A 19,272-nucleotide genomic window follows, 5' to 3' on the forward strand; every position below is an offset into this window, starting at 1 on the left:
GATCTGCCCATCGGCGCGGCCGTGCGCATCGGCTCGACGCCGGCCCGAATCGTCCGCCCCTTCGATGGCGGCTTCGGCCTGGAATTCCGCTTCCCGCTCTCTGCGGATCTGCTCGACGAGAATCTCGAGCTGTAAAGCCCCACGCACCGGATCGGGCGCGATCACGATGGCCTTTGACCGAGCCATCCGCAGCTCGGCACCGACCCTTTCCTGAAATCTCGGCCGGCGCCGCGTCAAGCGGCCATCCGCCGCGTTCGGCCTCATCCTGGAGGCCTAACACAGTCTCGCGCCGAAGCCGCGCCCGGCTGGTGAGGCCGCTGCCCATTTTGCGCGGGACAACCCGTCTGCCCCTCTCGCGCCGCCGCTAACGAACAAGTAAGTTTATCGAATTCGATGAGCAAACGAACCGTTAAGCGTTAATTTTGTGTTCCGCGGATGTCGAGAAAGATTACCCGGCGGTTGGATCATAGTTGATCCTGTTCTGCGGCGGAAGTTGTTACGCGGCCAATACAAACAATTTGACGCTTTCATTTCAAGGCAAGTCCATCGACGGCCAGCATGGTCTCCCCCGGGACAGAAAGGGGACCGCATGCCTGCCATTCGTTTTGATCGTCGCCGCATCGCCGCCGGGGTCGCGCTCGCTATCGCCTTCACCGCCTTCGCCAAAGGCCCGGCTCGGGCGCAGACCTCGCCGGGCATTCCGGTCGCCAGTGCGCCGGCCGCCGCGTCCGGCGAGGCGCGCGCACCCTATGCCTGGGTCGATTTCTGCAAGCGCATGCCGTCCGAATGCCGGCTCGACGCCCATGAGCCCGAGCGCATCGAGCTCAACGCCAAGAGCTGGAAGACGATTCTGGGCGTCAATGCCAAGGTGAACCGCGAGATCGAGCCGGTCACCGACGAAGAGCATTGGGGCGTCGTCGATCGCTGGGATATTCCGACGGACGGCAAGGGCGACTGCGAGGATTACGTTCTGCTGAAGCGCAAGCGCCTCGCCGAGGCGGGCCTGCCGCGCCGTGCGATGCTGGTCACGGTCGTTATCGATGAGGAGAACGCCGGCCATGCGGTGCTGATGATCCGCACCGACAAGGGCGACTTCATCCTCGACAACAAGCGCAACGCCATCCTGCCCTGGAGCCAGACCGGCTATGTCTACGTCAAGCGCGAGTCACAGTACCAGACAGGCTGGACCTCGCTGGGCGGCCAGCAATCGCCGACGGTCGCCTCGGTCCAGCGCTGAGATCTTCGGCAGCGTGAGACGGGCGCGCCTGCCGCTCGCCTGACGCCTCGCTTCGAACGACGAGGCCCGGTCACGTCCCCACCCACCCGTCCCAGACCGGGCCTCGTTCGCGGGCCGGCCCTTCCGATCAGGAAAGGCCGGCCCGTCGCTTTTCAGCCGAGCCGGCGTAGCCCCCGCGCGAACAGCTTCCAGCGCGCGACATAGGCCTTCGCCGACGCCGCGATGCCGTCCGCGGCTTTGTCGTCCAGCGTGCGGATGGCGCGGGCCGGCGACCCGACGATCAGCGAGTTGTCCGGGAACTCCTTGCCCTCGGTCACCAGCGCATTGGCGCCCACGAGACTGTTGCGGCCGATCCTGGCGCCGTTGAGCACGGTCGCGCCCATTCCGATCAGGCTGTTCTCTGCAATCGTGCAGCCATGCAGGATCGCGCGATGGCCGATGGTGCAGCCCGCGCCGATCGTCATCGGGAAGCCCATATCGGTGTGGAGCGCGCAGCCTTCCTGGATATTGCTGCCGGCACCGATCTCGATCCACTCATTGTCGCCGCGCAGCACCGCGCCGAACCAGATGCCCACCTCTTCGGACAGCCGCACGCGGCCGATGACATGTGCATCCGGCGCCAGCCACCATTGGCCCTCGGCGGCCGTCTCGGGCGCCGTTCCGTCGAGTTCGTAAAGCGGCATCGGCTCTGATCCTGCACTGGCGGCCCTGTTTTCTCGGGGCCGTGAGGCGGCAGGATTGCAGGGCCCCTGCCCGGGCCGTCAAGTCACCATGGCGGCGAGCAGGTCGAGCACCAAACGGCCGGACGCCATGCTCCACACCCCGGCGATCAGGCTGGCCAGCATCACGAAGACGAGGGGCCGCCTCTCGATGCGCCGGCCCCGCGCCGTATTCCGCAGGATCAGGAAGGGCGCGCAGAAGATGACGACGGGCACGCTCGCAAGGGCGGAGAGCCCACCGCCCTGCAGCAGCTGGAAGCCGGCGCGCCGCGCGGTGAAGAGTTCGAACGCACTGGCCAGCAGCCCGGCGAAGGAAAACCCCACCGCCAGAGACTTCAGGGCTTCGAGCGCGGCGGGTTGAACGGTCATGGGCAGCCTCGCTGCGGAAAGTGTCCGCACCCTGCCCCATGGTTTGAGAGCGGTGAAGAAAAGCCTTAACGACTGGTAAACGGAGATCCTTAACGCTGCTGCTGCAGCGGAATAAAGCTCGCTTTGTCGCGACGGCGAGACAGACTTCGTTCATTTTTCCGGGAGCACTATCCGCGCCCTCGGGCACCTGCGCCGCCGCGGCGACGACGCCCCCGCAAATGGCCACGCCTCGAACCGACCGATCATGTCCGGCATCACGCTTCTCGTTAGTCAGGCGCTGATCTATTTCATGGTCATGGCCGCGCTGCTGCGCCTGCGGCGCATCATCGGGCTCGGGCCGTTTCTGTGCGCGCTCGGCGTGATGCACTTCCTCGAGACCTATCTCGCGGCGGTGTTCTTCATCCAGCTGCCGTTCGGTTTGTTGTCTCCCGGTTCGACCGTGCTGTTTTCCGGCAAGCTCGCGATGATCCTGCTCTTCTACATCCGCGAGGATGCCGAGGCCGTCCGCCAGCCGATCTACGGACTCCTTATCGGCAATTTCCTTATGGTCGCCCTCGTCATGATGCTGCGGCTCTACGGTGCGCCGGTTTCGCTGCCGGGCTACAACCCCGATCTCGTGCTGATCGACCAGATGGGCGCCCTGATGATCTGGGGCACGTCGCTGCTCTTCATCGACGCCATCGCGCTGATCCTGCTCTACGAAAAGCTGCACCGCTGGCTGCCGCGCATGGTGATGCTGCGCGCCTGGGCCAGCCTCGCCGTCATCCTCAGCTTCGACCAGGTCGGCTTCTTCATCGGCCTGCACTACGTCTCCGGCACGCCGTGGGACGCGTTGACCGGCGGCTGGATCGCGAAGATGGGTGCCGCGCTGGTCTATAGCGGACTGCTGACGCTCTATATCGCGCTGTTCGAGCGGCGCGCGATCGACGGCGACATCGCGCCGCCCTCGCTGGCGGACATCTTCCACACGCTGACCTATCGCCGCAAATACGAGGAGTTGCTCGGCAAGAGCGGGCGCGATCCTCTGACAGGCGCCCTGACGCGGGAGCGTTTCGACACGGTCGGGCATGCCATGCTGGAGCGGGCGGCGGCGGCGCGCCGGCCGCTGACGCTCGCCATGGTCGATGTCGATCACTTCAAGAGCATCAACGACCGCTATGGCCATGTCGCCGGCGACGAGGTGCTCACCCGGATCGTCGCCTGCCTCCAGGCGGAGATTCGCGCCGAGGACCGGCTCTTCCGCTATGGTGGCGAGGAGTTCGTGATCCTCTTGGAAAACATGTCTCATGACGCCGCCCTCGCTTATGCCGAGCGCCTGCGCATGACTGTCGGCGACAGGCTCGCGGCACAGATCGAGGCGGCGCCGACCATCAGCATCGGGCTTGCGAGCTATCCCGAAAACGGAGCCGAGCTGCGCGCGCTGACCGCCCATGCGGATCGCCATCTCTACGAGGCCAAGCGGCGCGGACGCGACCAGGTGGTCGGCAACCCACCCGGCCGTTCCGCCCCCGCGACGGCCGACACCGGGCGTTGGCCGATGGACCCGGCCTTCCGCTGAGCCTGGCGCGAGGGCTGGCCAGCCGGCCGAAAGCCGGACAGGGCGATCATGGTTTACGGGCCGTTAAGCGCCCGGTGATTCAATGGCCGTGCGCAACGAGAACCCGTCCGACATGACCGCGTCCTATTCCCACCATCAGCCCGGACACCAGGCCGCCGCCCTGGCCGCCATGGTGAGGACCCGCCTCCAGCGTCCCGCCCCGCCCCTGCCGCGCGCCGATCTGGCGCTGTTCAAGGCGGCGACGGGCATCCTCATCGTGGGCGCCCTGGCGACGATGCTCGCGGTCTGGCTCACCCATCGCAGGGCGGAGACGGCATCGACTCTCCAGCCCGCCCGTGTCGGCGAGGTCTCGCTGATGATTCCCAGGGAACTGACCGGGACCGACCACGGCGATAGCGCCGAAAGGCTGGTCGGGATGGCGCGGCTGCGGCTGGCATGGCCCGATCTCGGCCCGGCCCATCCGCAGGACAAGCGCCGCCTGCTGATCACGCTCAGCCCCCCGGACAAGGTCAACGAGCCGGCGCGCCAGCTCGCCACCTATGCCCGCTTCCTGACGGCGACCGTCTGGTCCAATCCCGGCGGCCTCGTGGTCCGCGGCTTTCGCAAGGGTTCGCCCTTCGAGGGTGACGAATTCTACGTCTCGGTGCCGGACGGCCGAGGTTTCGCGGCGCGCTGCCCCGTCGATACCGGCAGCAATCTCGACGAGCCCTGCCGCGTCACCTTCCAGCATCGCGGCATGGACGTGAACATCCGCTTCCCCAGGGCCATCATCGCCGATTGGGCCGTGATGCTGGGCGGCGTGCGCCGCACGCTGGACGGGCTGATCCGCTAGCAAACAGCGTCTTTACCGGGGCGCAGGCCATGGAAGCTGGTTCGGTTCGGCGCCGAACACAAAAGACGCCCGGTGTGAGCCCGAGCATGACGGCCTCGCCGCTCAGCCCTCGAGATCGACGTCGAGGATCGCCATGGTGAAATTGAAGGACCGATCGCCGTCCTCGTCATCGACATGGATGATGCCGATATACTCTTCACCCATATAGACCTCGGCCGAATCGGTCTTCTTCATCCGCGCCCGGACGGTGATGTTGGTGTTGTTGAAGGTCTTGCGCAGATAGTCCTGCAGCTTGGCGAGTTCGGTCTTGTCCACGATGCATATCCTTTCGAATTGGCGCGAGCGATGCCACGGCAGGGCCGGCAGGGCAAGCGAAAGCGGGCTTGGCCGCCCTGCATGCGCGTCGCTTGCGCCCTCGCTCCCGCCGCTTAGCATGACAGCGCCCTGCCCCGAACGGATGCGCAATCATGACCGCCTGGCTCGCCCCCGCCCTCGCCTATGTCGAAGACTGGCTGGGCTTTCAGCAGCGCCTGCACGAGCAGCCGGGAGTCTCGGTCGCGATCCTCCAGGGCCGTGATCTCAAGCTGGAAGCCGCCTTCGGCAGCGCCGATCTGGCGACCGGCGAGGCCCTGACGCCGCGCCATGGCTTCCGCATCGCCTCCCACTCCAAGAGCTTCACCTCGGCCGGCATCCTGCGGCTGGTCGAGACCGGCAGGCTGCGGCTGGACGATCCCGTCGGCAACCATGTCGAGGGCCTGCACGCCGACATAGCGGCCGTGACGATCGGGCAGGTTCTCTCCAACAGTGCCGGCCTCACCCGCGACGGGCCCGATGCCGGCCAGTTCCTCGATCGCAAACCTTATTGCGACAAGGCCGAGCTGCTGCGCGATCTGGCCGAGCCGCCGGTGTTTCCGGCCTCGCAGCGCTTCAAATACTCCAATCACGGCTTCGCCTTGCTCGGCCTCGTGATCGAGGCGGCGACCCAGCGTCCCTATGCCGAATGGATCGCGCAGGAGGTCGTCGCCCCGGCGGGCCTCGGTGAGACCGCGCCGGATATCGGGTTCTGGGCCGGCAGGCCCCGCGCCAAGGGTCATAGCGGCAAGCTGCCGCTGGGCCGGCGCGTCGTCATCCCGGCCGACAATCCCAACAACGCCATGGCGTCCGCGGCAGGCTTCGTCTCGACCGCAGCCGACACGGCCCGCTATTTCGCGCAGCTTTCGCCGCTGGCCGAAACCTCGTTTCTCTCTCCGCTCAGCCGGCGGGAGATGAGCCGCAGGCTCTGGGCGGACGAGGAATCCGCACTGGGGCGTCACTACGGCCTCGGCACCATCTCCGGCGGCGAGGGCGACTGGCGCTGGTTCGGCCATTCCGGTGGTTTCCAGGGCTTCATCACCCGCACCGCCGTGTTCCCGAAGCAGAACCTGACCGTCAGCGTGCTGACCAACGCGATCGACGGCCTCGCCCATCCCTGGCTCGACGGCATCGCCCATATCCTCAGGACCTTCGCCGAGCGTGGCGCCCCGCCCGCCTCCAGCGCCGGCTGGCGCCGTCGCGGCTGGTCGCTCTGGGGCGCGCAGGATGTCGTACCAGTCGCGGACCGCATCCTGATCGCCAACCCGGCCTTGTTCACGCCCTTTCTCGATGCCGTGGAAATCACGCTGGACAGCGCGGACACCGGCCGGGTCACCCGTGCCTCGGGCTTTTCGAGCCCTGGCGAGGCCGCGAGCCTCGTGCGCGACGCGGCGGGCGCAGTGAGGTCCGTCAAGGTCGGTGGAGGCCGCCTCGATGAAGAGGAAGCGATCGGCGCCGAGATGCGGGCACGCTACGGGAACGGCCCCGCCGGCTGAAACCGATCGCCCCCGGCACGGGTTGGTGCGACAGGGCACAGCCGCAAGGGAGAACCATCATGGCGGGCATGAGCGGGGGCTGCCGCTGCGGCGCGGTGCGCTTCGAGGCCGAAGGCGAGTCCTATCGCGTCGGCATCTGTCACTGCATGGATTGCCGCAAGCAGCACGGCACGCTGTTTCAGGCTTCGGCGATCTTTCCGGAACAGGCCGTGAGGATCGAGGGCGAGACGAAGGCGTATGAAGGTCGCCATTTCTGCCCGCGCTGCGGCTCGCAGCTCTTCGCGCGCAGCGGCGACGAGACCGAGCTCAATCTCGGCGCCTTCGACGAGACAGATCGCTTCACGCCGACCTATGAGCTCTGGACGATCCGCCGGGAATCGTGGCTGCCACCCTTCCCGCTCGCGCGGCATTACGAGCGCGACCGCGAAGGCACCGCCCGCAGCGAGGGCGGGCCAGCTGTCGAGACCCCCTAAGATATTGCCGAATCGTAGAATTCTTCCGAAGAGTGAATGCGACTTTTAGGTCCTCGTGGCCTAAGATCCACGAAGGTCACCTCTCGCCCGCGAGGCACGCCATGTCCGCCCTCGACGATCTCACCACCATACGCGATCTGCTGCGCTTCTCCGTCTCGCAGTTCAACCGCAAGGGGCTGAGCTTCGGCCACGGCACCACCAATGCGCTCGACGATGCGGCCTTCCTGCTGCTGGAGGCGCTGAAACTCCCGGTGGACGACATCAACCCCTGGCTGGACGCCCGGCTGACCCATTCCGAACGCCGGCATGCCCTCGAGCTGATCGAGGCGCGCGTCACCACCCGCAAGCCTTCGGCCTATCTCGTCGGCCGCGCCTATATCCAGGGCCTCGGCTTTCGGGTCGACGAGCGGGTCATCGTGCCCCGCTCCTATCTCGGCGAATTGCTCATGAACGGCACGCTGGAGGCCGAAGGGCTCGGCCTCGTGCCCGAGCCGGAGGCCCTCGGCAGTGTGCTCGAACTCTGCACCGGCTCGGGCTGCCTCGCCATCATCGCCGCCGGCCGCTTCCCGCAGGCGAAGATCGACGCGGTCGATCTGTCGGCGGATGCGCTCGAGGTCGCGCGGCTGAACGTCGCCGACTACGCGATGCAGGAGCGGATAAAGCTTCACCAGGGCGATCTCTTCGCGCCCGTGGCGGGGCGCCGCTACGACCTCATCATTGCCAACCCGCCTTATGTCACCGAGGGCGAGGTCGCCGCCTTCCCGCCCGAATATGCCGCCGAGCCGGTGATGGCGCATGTCGCGGGGCCGGATGGCCTGGATCTGGTGCGTCGCATCCTCGACGGGGCTCGCGCCCATCTTACCCCCGGCGGCGCACTGCTCTGCGAGGTCGGCACCGGGCGCGAGGCGCTGGAAGCGGAATACGATCTGCCCTTCACCTGGCTCGATACCGAGGAGAGCCAGGGCGAGGTGTTCTGGATCGCGGCCGAGGATCTGGCGCGCTGAACCGCGGCTGCTGGGCGCTTTCGCCACGAGCACCCGTGACCGAGAGACGATCCGGGCGCGGCGCGATCCGGCCGAGGCCCTAAGCTCCGCTCAGATGAACGCCCCGCAATCGCCTTCGAGGATCTGATCCATGGAGCGCGAGGGTTCGGCACAGCCGGCCTCGCCGACCACCTTGGCGGGCACGCCGGCGACGGTCTTGTTGCGCGGCACGGCCTGGAGCACGACAGAGCCCGCCGCCACGCGGCTGCATTGACCCACCTCGATATTGCCGAGGATCTTGGCGCCGGCACCGATGAGCACACCCTTGCGAATCTTCGGATGGCGGTCGCCGCCCTGCTTGCCGGTGCCCCCCAGGGTGACGCCATGCAGCATCGACACGTCATCCTCGATCACCGCCGTTTCGCCGACGACGAGCCCGGTCGCATGGTCGAGGAAGACGCCCTTGCCGATGGTCGCGGCCGGGTTGATGTCGGTCTGGAAGATCTCCGAGGAGCGCCCCTGCAGATAGAGCGCGAAGTCGCGCCGATCCTGGCGCCAGAGCCAATGCGTCAGCCGGTGGCATTGCAGCGCGTGGAAGCCCTTGAAGAACAGCACCGGCTCCAGCACGCGGTAGCAGGCCGGGTCGCGGTCCAGCACCGCAAGGACATCGGCGCGCATGCCGGCGCCGATGTCCGCATCCCCGGCGAGGGCCTCGGTGAAAGCCTGCTCGATCAGGTCGGTGGGGACGGCGGCATGCCCGAGCCGCGTCGCCACCCGATGCGCCACCGCGGCCTCGAAGCTGGGCTGGTTCAGCACCGAGGCCATGATCAGCGTGCCGAGCGCCGGCTCTGCGGCGACCGCGGCCTCCGCCTCGGCCCTCAGCCGTGACCAGATCGGATCGACCCGGTCGAGGCCCGTCACGGGGTCACGGCGTTCTGCGACGGAGCGTGCGGCTGGCATGGTTGATCTCCGATACGGGCCCGCGGCGGAAGGAGCCTCTAGCACATCCTGCGAGGATATGCCTCGCCCCGGATGCGCCGCCGCGCCTCACCGATATGAGATCAGCTGAATCAAAGTCAAAGCCTGTCGCGGCAACTCACGAGAAAAGAAAGATTTTCTCCGGCTTCAACCGGGTCGGATCCGCGATCACAACCCGGCGAGGAACGCCACGACAGCCTGCTTATGCGTCTTGTCGCCGACCGCGAGATTGTGGTCGCGCCCTTCGATGGCGAAGGATTGCGCGCCGGGGATGAGTTTCGCCAGCGCAGGGCCGGAGCCGGAGACCGCATCCGTGGTGCCGACGCTGACCAGGGTCGGCACCGCGATCCGCCCCACCTGCTCAGCGCTCAGCGTCTGGCGCGAGCCTCGGATGCACGCTGCGAGCGCCGCAAGGTCGCTGCCCGTCTGCTCGGCGAAGGCGCGGAACATCCGCTGCATCGGGTCGCTGAGCGTGTCGAGCGAGGGCGCCTCCATCGCATCGGCGATGCCGAGCGGGAGGCCGACGCCCTCGACGAGATGGATGCCGAGCCCGCCCAGCAGCAGCGCGTTCAGCCGGCGCGGATGCGCCAGCGCCAGATGGGCGCTGATCCGCGCGCCCATCGAATAGCCCATCACCGCCGCACGCGGGATGTCGAGATGGTCCATCAGCCGGCGCACATCCTCGGCCATCAGCTCGGAGGAATAGGCGGCGGGCTCGTAGAGCTTCTCGCTCTTGCCATGGCCGCGATTGTCGAGCGCGACCACACGATAGCCGGCATGGGTCAGCGTCTTCGTCCACTGGGTGTTGACCCAGTTGACCGCGTGGTTCGAGGCGAAGCCATGCACGAGCATGATCGTCTCGTTCAGCGGCATCTCGGCCGTGGGTGCGAGATCGACATAGGCGATCGAGACGCCATCGGAGGAAAAGCTCTGCATCGGTCGGGCCCGGCTGGATTGTTCGGCTTCGTCCCTGCCATGGCAGGCCCGGTTTGAACAGCCGCGCCGGCAACGCTTGCTTATGAGCGGGCGCCATGGGAACGACAGGCATGACCGAGCCCGCCGCACCGCCGATCGAGACCGCGCCCGCCGTAAAGCCGGCGTCCGGCGGCCGTTTCGCCCTCGTGGATCTCGCCCGTGGCATCGCCCTGCTCGCGATGTTCGTGTTCCATTTCGCCTATGATCTCTCGAATGCCGGCCTGATCGAGACCGATGTCGCCTTCGAGCCCGGCTGGCGCTGGTTCGCCCGCTGCATCGCCGGCTCCTTCCTCGTTCTGGTCGGCGTCAGCCTCGTGCTGGCGACACGCCGGGGCCTGAACCGAACCGCGTTCCTGCGGCGGCTGGCCATGGTCTCGGCGGCGGCCTTGCTGGTTACGATCGGAACGGTCTTCGCGATGCCGGCGAATTTCATCTTCTTCGGCATTCTCCATCACGTCGCCGTCGCGAGCGTGCTCGCCCTGCCCTTTCTGCGCCTGCCGCTGGCGGGCGTGATCGTCGCCGCCGCGATCGCCTTCGCCCTGCCCTTCTGGGTGGCGAGCCCGCTGCTGGACCAGCCCTGGGCAGTCTGGCTCGGCTTCTCGCGCCTGCCCTTGCAGACGGCGGATTTCGTGCCGGTCTTCCCCTGGTTCGGCTGCGTTCTGAGCGGAATCGCCTTGGCAAAGCTCGCTTTGCCGCGCCTCGCGGACGGCCCGCTCGCCGCCTGGCGCCCGCGCACGCTGGCGGCCCGCATCGTCGCCTGGGGCGGGCGCCACAGTCTTCTGGTCTATCTGGTGCATCAGCCCGTCTTCATCGGGCTGATCATGCTGGCGGCGCAGATCATGCCGGCCCAGCCCCGCGAGGAGAGCCGCTTCCTTTCCGATTGCCAGGCCAGTTGCGTCCGCGCGAACGGCGACGCCACGCTGTGCCGCGAAGCCTGCGGCTGCACGATCGAGGGGCTGAAGCGCGAGAATCTGTGGCAGAAGGCGATTGGCAGCGAACTCTCGGCGGATGAGACCACCCGTATGAGCCGCCTCGCCCAGGCCTGCCTGCGCGGCCCCTGATGGCACTGGCATCCCGCAACGCGACAGGCTAGGTTGCGCCGACCATTCAGCCTGAAGAGCGACGATCATGGCCGAGCACGGCACCCCCCATTTCCACAACGACTCCGGCGTCTCGACGATTCATATCGGCGCGCGCGAGTTCATGTGCATCGGGGCCAAGCCGCCCTTCGACCATCCGCATGTCTTCCTCGACATGGGCGCGGACAGCGAGATCGTCTGCCCCTATTGCTCGACGCTGTACAAATATGATCCCGCGCTGAAAGCCGGCGACACCGAGCCTGCCGGCTGCGCCTGGCACGATACGCCGAAGGCGGCCTGATCCCGCCTCGCCGCTTCCGATCGCGCGGGCTCTGAGGGGCACTCGCGCTGGCCTTTTCGGCCGCGTCCGCGCGGCTGCCTTAGGAAAGACGTGTCGCCTTGTCCGCTCCTCATTGCGTCATCGCCGGGGCCGGCATCGCCGGGCTGACCGCCGCCCTGTGCCTTGCCCGCAGGGGCATCGCCGTCACTGTGGTGGAAAAGCGGACCGGCTTCGGCGAGCTCGGCGCCGGCCTGCAGATCGCACCCAATTCCGGCCGCATCCTCGACGATCTCGACCTCACCTTGCCGCTCAAGCGGGTCGCGGTCTCGTCGCGTGCCTTGACCATCCGCCGATGGGGCAGCGGCGGCGAGATCGTCGCCATGCCGGTCGAGCCCGAGCCCGGCCAGCCGCCCTATCGCCTGCTGAAGCGCAACGATCTTCACACCGTGCTGCTCGACGCCGTACGCTCCATGCCCAATATCCGCCTGCTGGTCGGGCGCGGCGTGCAGGAGACGGTGCAGGACGAGCAGGGCGTCACCGTCACGCTCGACGGGCGCAGCGGCGAGACCCTGAGCGGGATCGCCCTGATCGGCGCCGATGGCGGGCGCTCCCGCATCCGCGAGGTTCTGGGAGATGAGCATCCCCCGAGCTTTACCGGCTACGAGGCATGGCGCACCGTACTGCCCGCGACGGGCAAGGAGGCGCCGGGCGTGACGCTGCATCTCGGCAGCGGGCGCCATGCCGTGCATTACCCCGTGGCCGCGGGCCGCGAGATCAACCTGGTGATTATCCGGCAAGCGCAGGAAGCCCGCGAGGGCTGGTCCCGCGAGGGCGATCCGGCAATCCTGCGCGAGCATGTCGCCAAGGCCTCGCCGGCGTTGCGCGCGCTCGCGGCCTCCGCGCCGTCCTGGCTGGTCTGGTCCCTGTTCGACCGGTCCCCGGCCGCCATGGCGCAGGGCCGCGTCGCCCTCATCGGAGACGCCGCCCATCCCGTGCTGCCCTTTCTGGCGCAGGGCGCCTCGCTGGCGATCGAGGATGCGGCGGTGCTGGCGCGGCATCTCGCCGCGGCGCTCGGCAGCGCCGGAAACGCCGGAGTGCCGATGGCGCTCGCCGCCTTCGCCGAGGCCCGCGCCGCCCGCGCCGCTCGCGTGCAGGATGAAAGCCGCCGCAACGGTCGCACCTACCATCTCGGCATGCCGCTCAGCCTGGGCCGTGACCTCGTTTTGCGCCGCCTGGGCGCACGGGGCATGCGCGAGCGCTATCGTTGGCTCTATGACTGGCGCGACGCCGGCTGATCTCGCCATCGCCGCAATTCATCCCTATCTCTGGCACGAGGGAAGGGATGGAAGGACATGATCCGCGTCAATCTTCATGATCAGCTCAATGGCCGCGCTGCCCGGATGCCCCGCTGGGCGGCATGGCTGGCCATGGGGGCGAGCTTCGCCATCGGGATCACGCTGTTCCTCGTCGCAGCCAGCCTCGCGCTGATCCTGATTCCGGTCGTGGCCGTGGCGGGCGCGATCGCCGTCTGGCGGCTGAAGGCCAGGCTCAAGGCCGCCGGCTTCGACCGCCGCGCCGATCCCTTTGGGGGCCGGCCGCGTGGGCAGGAGCGGATCGAGATCATCGACGCCGAGTACCGCATCGTCGAGCCCGGCGAGCCGCCGCGCCGCTGATCGTCAGGCGAAGGTCTTCAGCAAGGCTCCGAGCGGCGCGCAGATCGCCAGCAGTGGCAGCACGCCCATTTTGAAGCGCTGCGTCGCCAGCAGGGCGAGGCTGGCCAGCGCCGCCGCACGCCAATCCACTGACGACAGCACCGGCAGATCGAGGCTGAGCCCCACCACCGGCACCGCCCTCACCTCCCCGAACAGTACATGCAGCCCGAACCACAAGGCGAGATGCGCGATCACCCCCACCACGGCGGCCGTGATCGCGCCGAGCGCGGCAGAGAGATCCGCATTCCTGCGCAGGGATTCGATGAAGGGCGCGCCGAGGAAGATCCACAGGAAGCAGGGCGCGAAGGTCGCCCAGACCGTCAGCAGCGCTCCCAGGCCGCCCGCCACCAAAGGCGGCAAGGCGCCGGGATGGCGGAAGGCGGCGAGGAAGCCGACGAACTGCAGGACCAGCACCAGCGGCCCCGGCGTCGTCTCGGCGAGGCCCAGCCCGTCCAGCATCTCGCCCGGCGCCAGCCAGCCATAGGTCTCGACCGCCGCCTGCGCGACATAGCTTAGCACCGCATAGGCTCCGCCGAAGGTGACCACCGCCATGGCGCTGAAGAAGCCGCCGATCTGCATCCAGACGCTGCCCGTCCCGGTGGCCAGCGCGAGAACGGCAACAGGCGCCAGCCATAGCGGCAGCCAGATGCAGAGCACCGCGACCGCGCGTACGGGAGAGGGGCGGGTATGGCTCAGCTGCCCTGACGACAACAGCCGGTCGACCAGGCCTTCGACCGGGGGGCCGGAAGCGCCATGCTGGCCGGCTTTCACGAAGAGCGCAGGAGCCAGCCGGTGTCCGAGCCAGCCGATCAGGCCGGCACCCAGCACCACCGCCGGAAACGGCAGCCTGAACAGGAAGAGCGCGAGGAAGGCGCCCAGGGCGATCACCCGCATCGCCCCGGTGCGCAGCGCCCGCCGCCCGATCCTCAGCCCCGCCTCGATGACGATCGCCAGCACCGCGGCCTTGATGCCGAAGAACAGCCCCTCGACCAGCGGCACCTCCCGCCAGACGACATAGAGGGCGCTCAGCCCCAGCATCACCAGCGCGCCGGGCAGAATGAACAGCAGCCCGGCGATCAGCCCGCCGACCGTGCGATGCATCAGCCAGCCGATATAGGTGGCGAGCTGCTGCGCCTCCGGCCCCGGCAGGAGCATGCAGTAATTCAGGGCATGGAGAAACCGCTCCTCCCCGATCCAGCGGCGCTGCTCGACCAGCTCCTTGTGCATCAGGGCGATCTGGCCGGCGGGCCCGCCGAAGGACAACAGGCCGATGCGCGCCCAGACCCGCACCGCCTCCCCCAGCGTCGGAAGAACGACGGGGTTGTCGGCGGCTGGCTCGGGTCTGGCGGACATCAGTCGATCCGGCTGAGCAGGATCTTGTCGATCCGGCGCCCGTCGAGATCGACGACCTCGAAGCGCCAATGGTCCTTCTCGAAGGTCTCGCCGACATTGGGCAGATGGTTCATCTCGGCGAGGATGAAGCCGGCGACCGTCTGGAAGTCGGCGTCGCGCGGCACATGAATCCCGAATTCATGCGAGAATTCGTCCACCTGCATCCAGCCCGCGACGAGATAGGAGCCGTCCTGCCGCACCACGACGGCCGGCTCGCTCTCCTCCTCCTCCTGGAAGGCGCCCGTGATCGCCTCCAGAACGTCGCCGGGCGTGATGATGCCCTCGAAATGCCCGTACTCGTCGAAGACCAGCGCCATATGCACCCGGCTGGCGCGGATCTCACGCAGCACCACGAGCGAGCTCGCCGTGTCCATCACGATCGGCGTCTCATGGACATGGCCGCGAAGCGTGGCGATGTCGCCCTGTCCCGCCAGGAAATCGAGCAGCTCCTTGACGATGAGCACGCCGATGATCGCGTCCGACTCGCCATCCTGCACCGGCAGGCGCGAGCGGCGGGTCTCGCGCAGCTGGGCGCGGATATCTTCCAGATCATCCGAGAGGTCGATGGTATCGACCTCGCGGCGCGGGGTCATCAGCGCTCGTGCGGAACGATCGGCGAGCCGCATCACGCCCGAGATCATGTCACGCTCGTCACGCTCCAGCACACCGGCCGTCTCGGCCTCGGCAATGATGGTGCGGACCTCCTCCTCGGTCACCTTTTCCTCGGACTCCCCCTTTTGCCCCAGCAGCCGCAGCACCGCCTTGCCGGAGATGTCGAGCAGGAAGACAACCGGCGCGCCGATGCGGGACATCAGCAGCATCGCGGGCGCGACGCGGGCCGCGACCTTTTCGGGATCGCGCAGGGCCACCTGCTTGGGCACCAGCTCGCCGAGGATCAGCGACAGATAGGTGATGCCGACGACAACGAGGCCGACGCCGAGCGTGTCGGACATCGAAGGCGAGAGGCCTTGGCCGGAGAGCCATTCGGACAGGCGCGCGCCGAGTGTGGCGCCGGAAAACGCGCCGGAAAGCACGCCGACCAGCGTGATGCCGATCTGGACCGTGGAGAGAAAGCGTCCCGGATCTTCGGCCAGGCGCAGCGCTGTTTTGGCACCGCCATTGCCCTGATCGCTGAGAACCTTGAGCCGCGCCGGCCTGGATGAGACGACCGCGAGTTCCGACATGGAGAGCAGACCGTTGATCACGGTCAGCGCCACGACGATCAGGATTTCGGTTAACAAAACCAGCCTATGAGCTGCGAGACTGCGACATCTGGCCGTCCGCTTCCGTGCCCCTTATACCGTATCGCCGCCCCGACGCGATGGGGTCGGCGCGTGATTCTTGATGGGTGTGCGGTTTTGGGCCCGACTTCGTCCTTCTGGGTGCCTTCGGAGCAAGGACAGGCCGGGCCGGATCCCCGGTTGCGCGCCCCTGCCGCCGCGCGCAACCGGGACCCGATCCTCGCCGTCTTGCGGAACGTGCTGCCGCAATCCGGGCTCGTGCTGGAGATCGCCAGCGGCTCGGGCGAACACGCCCTGCATTTCGCCCAGGCCTTCCCCAACCTCGTCTTCCAGCCGAGCGATCCGAGCCCGGAGGCCTGCGCCAGCATCGCCGCCTGGAGCGTGCAGGCGCCGGGCGACAGGCCGCTGCCCCCGCTGCTGCAAGACGTGACGGCGCAGGACTGGCCGCCTCTGGCCCCCGCAGCGATCCTCTGCATCAACATGATCCATATCGCGCCGTGGAATGCCGCCGAGGGTCTGTTCCGCCATGCCGGCCGGCTGCTTCCGCCCGGCGCGCCGCTCTATCTATACGGCCCGTTCCGCCGCCCCGGGCGCCCGCTCGAGCCCGGCAATCAGGCCTTCGACGACAGCCTGCGCTCGCGCGATCCGCGCTGGGGGCTGCGTGATCTCGACGCGGTCGCTATCTTGGCCGAGGCTCACGGTTTTGGGTCGCCCGAGATCGTCGAGATGCCCGCCGATAATCTCAGCGTCATTTTCCGCAAGGCCTGAGCCCCTTGCATCCCCGCCGCCCGGCCTTTACCGCTCGAAAGATGCGGACGTGGCGAAACTGGTAGACGCAAGAGACTTAAAATCTCTCGGCCTCTGGCCGTGCGGGTTCGATCCCCGCCGTCCGCACCAAGCTCGGTTGAGATCGAGCGAGCGGCAGGATGCGGGAACGCAGCTGCCCCTTCGGCGTTCATGTCGCGAAGCATCGCATTCGCGAAAAACGCCCGAAGGAGGCCCCCGTGATCCGTTCATCCCTGACGAGCCTGGCAGGCATCGCCGTTGCGCGCGCGGTCGAGAAGGGCTCGATCCCGACGGCCCTGTCCGTGCCGCTCACCGTGATGATCGCAAGGCTGCCCTTCCCGGCCCTGCTGCTCGGCGCCGCCGGCTATGGCGCCTACAAGCTCGCCACCGGGTCGAAGCGTGGCAAGGCGTCCAGCGCCCGCAGTGGCGCATCCCGGAACGCGAGGGCCGTCGCCAAGGGTTGAGGCCCCGGATGCCGTCAGGGACTCGGCAAGGCCATGCCCCGATCTCTTCCCTGGACCCGTCGCCGGTGCGTCAGCGCCGATGGGCCGGCTTGTACCATTCGACCCCGTCGGGATCGACATAGAGCCCCGGCGGCACATCCGCGCCGATCGATTCTTCCTTCATCGGCACACGCACGCTGTCGTCATGAATGCCGGCTGGCCGCGTCTCGGTCTCGGGTGTGTCCTTGATATGACGCCGCGAATGGCGCGAGGCGTGGCTCGCCGCCCCGGTGACAGTGACGCGGCCCTGAACCTGCTCCTGAAGCGCGTGCACAGGGCGCCCCGAGAAGGCGACCATCGTCTTGCCCTCGATCACCGGAAGCGCCCTCGCCGCCGGGCCTTCTCCCGTGATGCGCAATCCGACGAAGCGCGGCACATAGCTCGCCCCGCCCTTGCCGAAGCTCTCCCAACCGCCGGTCGAGACCATCTGCGCCGCGCAGCGGCCATGGGCCCGCTCGCAAGCGCCGCGAGAAGCGTAACGGGGTGCCTTCTGCAGGAACTCGGCCCGCGCATTGCGATAGGCAAATTCGCATTGCTCGGCGCTCAGCTTGCCGGCCTCGATGCATTCGTCGCGGCGGACATAGACGCCACCGGGCGATTGCGCCGCCAGATCCGAGGGGCCTGCCAGGGACAGCGCCGGCGCAAGCGTCGCGACACGCAGGATCGAAAGGGCGGATGCCGGGATGATCATGCGCTGCAACAACATTACAATTGTGTCTTTAAAGCAGCGATCGCCGCGAGGCCGCCAGCTCGCGCGTCGCGCCATAGTCGATCTTGCCGTTGCCCAGAACCGGGATCGCCTGCGTCACCAGAATGGCGCGCGGCACCCATAGCTCGGGAAAGCCCATCTCCTTGGCCGCATCCTGCAGTGCGGCGCGGTCTGCATCCGGCTTCTCGGTGACGAGCACCAGCTGCTCGCCCTTGCGTGGGTCCGGCAGGCCGACCACGACATGGTTCTGGTCCGGCCAGAGCTTGGCGACCATCGTCTCCACCGCCGCCAGCGAGACCATCTCGCCGCCGAGCTTGGCGAAGCGCTTGGCCCGGCCCCGAATGGCGACGAAACCGTCCTCGATCACGACGATATCGCCGGTGTCGTGCCAGCCGCCCTCGGGCGCCACCAGCCGGCCGGGTTGCTGCGGGTCGAGATAGCCGGCCATGATGTTGGGCCCGCGCACCGTCAACCGCCCGCCCTCATGGATGCCCTCGACAGGCTTCAGCTCTGCTTCGATGCCGGGCAGGAGCTTGCCGACGGTGCCTTCGCGGAGGGTCTGCGGCGTGTTCACCGCGATGACCGGCGAGCATTCGGTGCAGCCATAGCCTTCGAGGATCGTGGTGCCATAGGGCTCCCACATGCGCTTGGTTTCCGCCTTCACCCGCTCGGCGCCGGCGACGACATAGCGCACGCTTTTCAGGTCCTCGGGATCGGCGGCGCGCGCATAGCCCTGCAGGAAGGTGTCGGTCGCGAGCAGAAAGCTCGCCTGCATGTCGCGGATCAGCTTGGGCACCTGCTTGTAATGCAGCGGGCTCGGATAGAGCACCACCTTCATGCCATGCAGCAGCGGCACCAGCAGGCCCGCCGTCAGGCCGAAGGAATGAAAGGCCGGCAGCGGGTTCATGAAGACGTCGCGCTCCGAGATCGCGCCGGCGGCATGGGAAAACACCTGCCGGGCGTTGGAGACGAGATTGGCGTGGCTCAGCACCACGCCCTTGGGCGTGCCCTCTGTGCCGGAGGTGAAGAGGACCACGGCCGGATCGTCCGGCTTGGCCTCGTAGCGCTGGTGCAGCAGCCCCGCGGCCAGGCTGCCGAGCGCCCCCAGTGCCTTGTCGAGGCTGGTGATCTGCTTGCGGACGTCTTCGAGATAGATGACCCGGCGCCCCTCGCCGAGCGCGGCGATCTCGTCGTCGAGTTCGCCCTTCTCGATGAAGCGGCGGGAGGTGACGATGGTCTTCAGCTGCGCCAGCTCGCCGGCCGCGCGCAGATTGCGCACCCCGGCGGTGAAGTTCAGCATCGCCGGCACGCGGCCAAAGGCCATCAGTGCGAAGACGGTGACCGGCATGCCCTGCATGTTCGGCAGCAGCACGCCGACCGTCTCGCGCTCGCTCGTCATGCCGGCAAGCTTGCGGCCGAGCACCAGCGCGCCCAGCACCAGCCGGCCATAGGTGATCGGCTGCCGCTCGGGGTCTTCCAGCGCGATCCGGCTCTTGCCATGGCGCGAGACGGCCTGAAGCAGGGCGCGAAACACGCTGATCCGCGCGCCCGCGGCGTCGAAAGGGGTGGCGGCCATGCCGGCTCGTCTCCGTCGGCGTT

At 67.9% G+C, this 19,272-nt stretch carries 21 protein-coding genes and 1 tRNA gene; 13 read left to right on the forward strand and 9 right to left on the reverse strand.

The annotated features are described in order from the left end of the window. Positions 1-589: 589 nt before the first annotated feature. Positions 590-1,237, forward strand: coding sequence for a transglutaminase-like cysteine peptidase (locus ACOJTB_RS00795; RefSeq protein WP_420100608.1), 648 nt, complete (start codon positions 590-592; stop codon positions 1,235-1,237). Positions 1,238-1,389: 152 nt separating this feature from the next. Here the strand turns inward: ACOJTB_RS00795 and ACOJTB_RS00800 are convergent, their stop codons facing one another. Together ACOJTB_RS00800 and ACOJTB_RS00805 are read right to left on the reverse strand one after the other, a co-directional pair. Then, positions 1,390-1,920, reverse strand: a complete 531-nt coding sequence (locus ACOJTB_RS00800; protein ID WP_420100609.1) for a gamma carbonic anhydrase family protein — start codon at positions 1,918-1,920, stop codon at positions 1,390-1,392. Between the two features lie 78 nt (positions 1,921-1,998). Further along, positions 1,999-2,325, reverse strand: coding sequence for a DUF6949 family protein (locus ACOJTB_RS00805; RefSeq protein ID WP_420100610.1), 327 nt, complete (start codon positions 2,323-2,325; stop codon positions 1,999-2,001). 244 nt (positions 2,326-2,569) lie between these two features. Between ACOJTB_RS00805 and ACOJTB_RS00810 the strand changes: the two genes are divergently transcribed. Together ACOJTB_RS00810 and ACOJTB_RS00815 are read left to right on the forward strand one after the other, a co-directional pair. Next, on the forward strand, positions 2,570-3,883 hold the full coding sequence (locus tag ACOJTB_RS00810; RefSeq protein WP_420100611.1) for a GGDEF domain-containing protein: 1,314 nt from the start codon (positions 2,570-2,572) through the stop codon (positions 3,881-3,883). An 82-nt stretch (positions 3,884-3,965) separates the two neighbouring features. Beyond that, positions 3,966-4,715, forward strand: a complete 750-nt coding sequence (locus ACOJTB_RS00815) for a hypothetical protein (RefSeq protein ID WP_420100612.1) — start codon at positions 3,966-3,968, stop codon at positions 4,713-4,715. A 102-nt stretch (positions 4,716-4,817) separates the two neighbouring features. Here the strand turns inward: ACOJTB_RS00815 and ACOJTB_RS00820 are convergent, their stop codons facing one another. Continuing rightward, complete coding sequence (locus ACOJTB_RS00820) at positions 4,818-5,030, reverse strand: DUF3126 family protein (RefSeq protein ID WP_420100613.1); 213 nt, start codon at positions 5,028-5,030, stop codon at positions 4,818-4,820. 152 nt (positions 5,031-5,182) lie between these two features. Here ACOJTB_RS00820 and ACOJTB_RS00825 point away from each other — a divergent pair, with 152 nt between their 5' ends. From ACOJTB_RS00825 to prmB, 3 genes are all read left to right on the forward strand, one after another. Continuing rightward, complete coding sequence (locus ACOJTB_RS00825; RefSeq protein ID WP_420100614.1) at positions 5,183-6,562, forward strand: serine hydrolase domain-containing protein; 1,380 nt, start codon at positions 5,183-5,185, stop codon at positions 6,560-6,562. A 59-nt stretch (positions 6,563-6,621) separates the two neighbouring features. Continuing rightward, positions 6,622-7,035 carry a GFA family protein gene (locus tag ACOJTB_RS00830; RefSeq protein WP_420100615.1) on the forward strand — a complete coding sequence of 138 codons (414 nt, stop codon included), beginning with the start codon at positions 6,622-6,624 and terminating at the stop codon, positions 7,033-7,035. A 101-nt stretch (positions 7,036-7,136) separates the two neighbouring features. After that, on the forward strand, positions 7,137-8,039 hold the full coding sequence (gene prmB / locus ACOJTB_RS00835; RefSeq protein ID WP_420100616.1) for a 50S ribosomal protein L3 N(5)-glutamine methyltransferase: 903 nt from the start codon (positions 7,137-7,139) through the stop codon (positions 8,037-8,039). 90 nt (positions 8,040-8,129) lie between these two features. Here prmB and cysE read toward each other — a convergent pair whose 3' ends face one another. Both cysE and ACOJTB_RS00845 read right to left on the reverse strand, forming a co-directional pair. Beyond that, a complete protein-coding gene (gene cysE / locus ACOJTB_RS00840; RefSeq protein ID WP_420100618.1) occupies positions 8,130-8,978 on the reverse strand; it encodes a serine O-acetyltransferase in 849 nt (282 codons plus the stop codon). A 186-nt stretch (positions 8,979-9,164) separates the two neighbouring features. Next, positions 9,165-9,932 carry an alpha/beta fold hydrolase gene (locus tag ACOJTB_RS00845; protein ID WP_420100619.1) on the reverse strand — a complete coding sequence of 256 codons (768 nt, stop codon included), beginning with the start codon at positions 9,930-9,932 and terminating at the stop codon, positions 9,165-9,167. A 110-nt stretch (positions 9,933-10,042) separates the two neighbouring features. Between ACOJTB_RS00845 and ACOJTB_RS00850 the strand changes: the two genes are divergently transcribed. From ACOJTB_RS00850 to ACOJTB_RS00865, 4 genes are all read left to right on the forward strand, one after another. Then, on the forward strand, positions 10,043-11,032 hold the full coding sequence (locus ACOJTB_RS00850; protein ID WP_420100620.1) for a heparan-alpha-glucosaminide N-acetyltransferase: 990 nt from the start codon (positions 10,043-10,045) through the stop codon (positions 11,030-11,032). A 67-nt stretch (positions 11,033-11,099) separates the two neighbouring features. After that, entirely contained in the window at positions 11,100-11,351 is a 252-nt protein-coding gene (locus ACOJTB_RS00855; protein ID WP_420100621.1) for a zinc-finger domain-containing protein, read from the forward strand. A gap of 98 nt (positions 11,352-11,449) precedes the next feature. Further along, positions 11,450-12,625, forward strand: coding sequence for an FAD-dependent oxidoreductase (locus tag ACOJTB_RS00860; RefSeq protein ID WP_420100622.1), 1,176 nt, complete (start codon positions 11,450-11,452; stop codon positions 12,623-12,625). 57 nt (positions 12,626-12,682) lie between these two features. Further along, positions 12,683-13,003, forward strand: coding sequence for a hypothetical protein (locus ACOJTB_RS00865; protein ID WP_420100623.1), 321 nt, complete (start codon positions 12,683-12,685; stop codon positions 13,001-13,003). Between the two features lie 3 nt (positions 13,004-13,006). Here ACOJTB_RS00865 and chrA read toward each other — a convergent pair whose 3' ends face one another. Next, positions 13,007-14,395, reverse strand: a complete 1,389-nt coding sequence (chrA, locus tag ACOJTB_RS00870) for a chromate efflux transporter (protein WP_420100624.1) — start codon at positions 14,393-14,395, stop codon at positions 13,007-13,009. Continuing rightward, the gene (locus tag ACOJTB_RS00875; RefSeq protein WP_420100695.1) at positions 14,395-15,660 is read right to left on the reverse strand and encodes a hemolysin family protein; all 1,266 of its coding nucleotides are present in this window, start codon (positions 15,658-15,660) and stop codon (positions 14,395-14,397) included. Before ACOJTB_RS00875 ends, chrA begins: the two co-directional genes overlap by 1 nt. A 195-nt stretch (positions 15,661-15,855) precedes the next feature. Between ACOJTB_RS00875 and ACOJTB_RS00880 the strand changes: the two genes are divergently transcribed. The 3 genes from ACOJTB_RS00880 (at position 15,856) to ACOJTB_RS00890 (ending at position 16,925) form a co-directional block, all read left to right on the forward strand. Beyond that, positions 15,856-16,443 (forward strand): DUF938 domain-containing protein, encoded by a 588-nt coding sequence (locus tag ACOJTB_RS00880; RefSeq protein ID WP_420100625.1) that lies wholly within the window; start codon positions 15,856-15,858, stop codon positions 16,441-16,443. A gap of 43 nt (positions 16,444-16,486) precedes the next feature. Further along, positions 16,487-16,572: transfer RNA gene (locus tag ACOJTB_RS00885), tRNA-Leu, on the forward strand. A gap of 107 nt (positions 16,573-16,679) precedes the next feature. Continuing rightward, positions 16,680-16,925 (forward strand): hypothetical protein, encoded by a 246-nt coding sequence (locus ACOJTB_RS00890; RefSeq protein ID WP_420100626.1) that lies wholly within the window; start codon positions 16,680-16,682, stop codon positions 16,923-16,925. 70 nt (positions 16,926-16,995) lie between these two features. Here the strand turns inward: ACOJTB_RS00890 and ACOJTB_RS00895 are convergent, their stop codons facing one another. After that, entirely contained in the window at positions 16,996-17,670 is a 675-nt protein-coding gene (locus ACOJTB_RS00895) for a DUF1190 domain-containing protein (RefSeq protein ID WP_420100627.1), read from the reverse strand. 13 nt (positions 17,671-17,683) lie between these two features. Beyond that, complete coding sequence (locus ACOJTB_RS00900; protein ID WP_420100628.1) at positions 17,684-19,249, reverse strand: AMP-binding protein; 1,566 nt, start codon at positions 19,247-19,249, stop codon at positions 17,684-17,686. Positions 19,250-19,272: the final 23 nt, after the last annotated feature.

This window comes from Allobosea sp. (assembly GCF_048595345.1).
Classification (GTDB): domain Bacteria; phylum Pseudomonadota; class Alphaproteobacteria; order Rhizobiales; family Beijerinckiaceae; genus Allobosea.

Excerpts from the sequence above, each read along its gene's own strand:
- ACOJTB_RS00795 (WP_420100608.1), top strand. The coding sequence starts at position 590 with ATGCCTGCCATTCGTTTTGATCGTCGCCGCATCGCCGCCGGGGTCGCG.
- ACOJTB_RS00800 (WP_420100609.1), bottom strand. The coding sequence starts at position 1,920 with ATGCCGCTTTACGAACTCGACGGAACGGCGCCCGAGACGGCCGCCGAG.
- ACOJTB_RS00805 (WP_420100610.1), bottom strand. The coding sequence starts at position 2,325 with ATGACCGTTCAACCCGCCGCGCTCGAAGCCCTGAAGTCTCTGGCGGTG.
- ACOJTB_RS00810 (WP_420100611.1), top strand. The coding sequence starts at position 2,570 with ATGTCCGGCATCACGCTTCTCGTTAGTCAGGCGCTGATCTATTTCATG.
- ACOJTB_RS00815 (WP_420100612.1), top strand. The coding sequence starts at position 3,966 with ATGGCCGTGCGCAACGAGAACCCGTCCGACATGACCGCGTCCTATTCC.
- ACOJTB_RS00825 (WP_420100614.1), top strand. The coding sequence starts at position 5,183 with ATGACCGCCTGGCTCGCCCCCGCCCTCGCCTATGTCGAAGACTGGCTG.
- ACOJTB_RS00830 (WP_420100615.1), top strand. The coding sequence starts at position 6,622 with ATGGCGGGCATGAGCGGGGGCTGCCGCTGCGGCGCGGTGCGCTTCGAG.
- prmB (WP_420100616.1), top strand. The coding sequence starts at position 7,137 with ATGTCCGCCCTCGACGATCTCACCACCATACGCGATCTGCTGCGCTTC.
- cysE (WP_420100618.1), bottom strand. The coding sequence starts at position 8,978 with ATGCCAGCCGCACGCTCCGTCGCAGAACGCCGTGACCCCGTGACGGGC.
- ACOJTB_RS00845 (WP_420100619.1), bottom strand. The coding sequence starts at position 9,932 with ATGCAGAGCTTTTCCTCCGATGGCGTCTCGATCGCCTATGTCGATCTC.
- ACOJTB_RS00850 (WP_420100620.1), top strand. The coding sequence starts at position 10,043 with ATGACCGAGCCCGCCGCACCGCCGATCGAGACCGCGCCCGCCGTAAAG.
- ACOJTB_RS00855 (WP_420100621.1), top strand. The coding sequence starts at position 11,100 with ATGGCCGAGCACGGCACCCCCCATTTCCACAACGACTCCGGCGTCTCG.
- ACOJTB_RS00865 (WP_420100623.1), top strand. The coding sequence starts at position 12,683 with ATGATCCGCGTCAATCTTCATGATCAGCTCAATGGCCGCGCTGCCCGG.
- chrA (WP_420100624.1), bottom strand. The coding sequence starts at position 14,395 with ATGTCCGCCAGACCCGAGCCAGCCGCCGACAACCCCGTCGTTCTTCCG.
- ACOJTB_RS00895 (WP_420100627.1), bottom strand. The coding sequence starts at position 17,670 with ATGTTGTTGCAGCGCATGATCATCCCGGCATCCGCCCTTTCGATCCTG.
- ACOJTB_RS00900 (WP_420100628.1), bottom strand. The coding sequence starts at position 19,249 with ATGGCCGCCACCCCTTTCGACGCCGCGGGCGCGCGGATCAGCGTGTTT.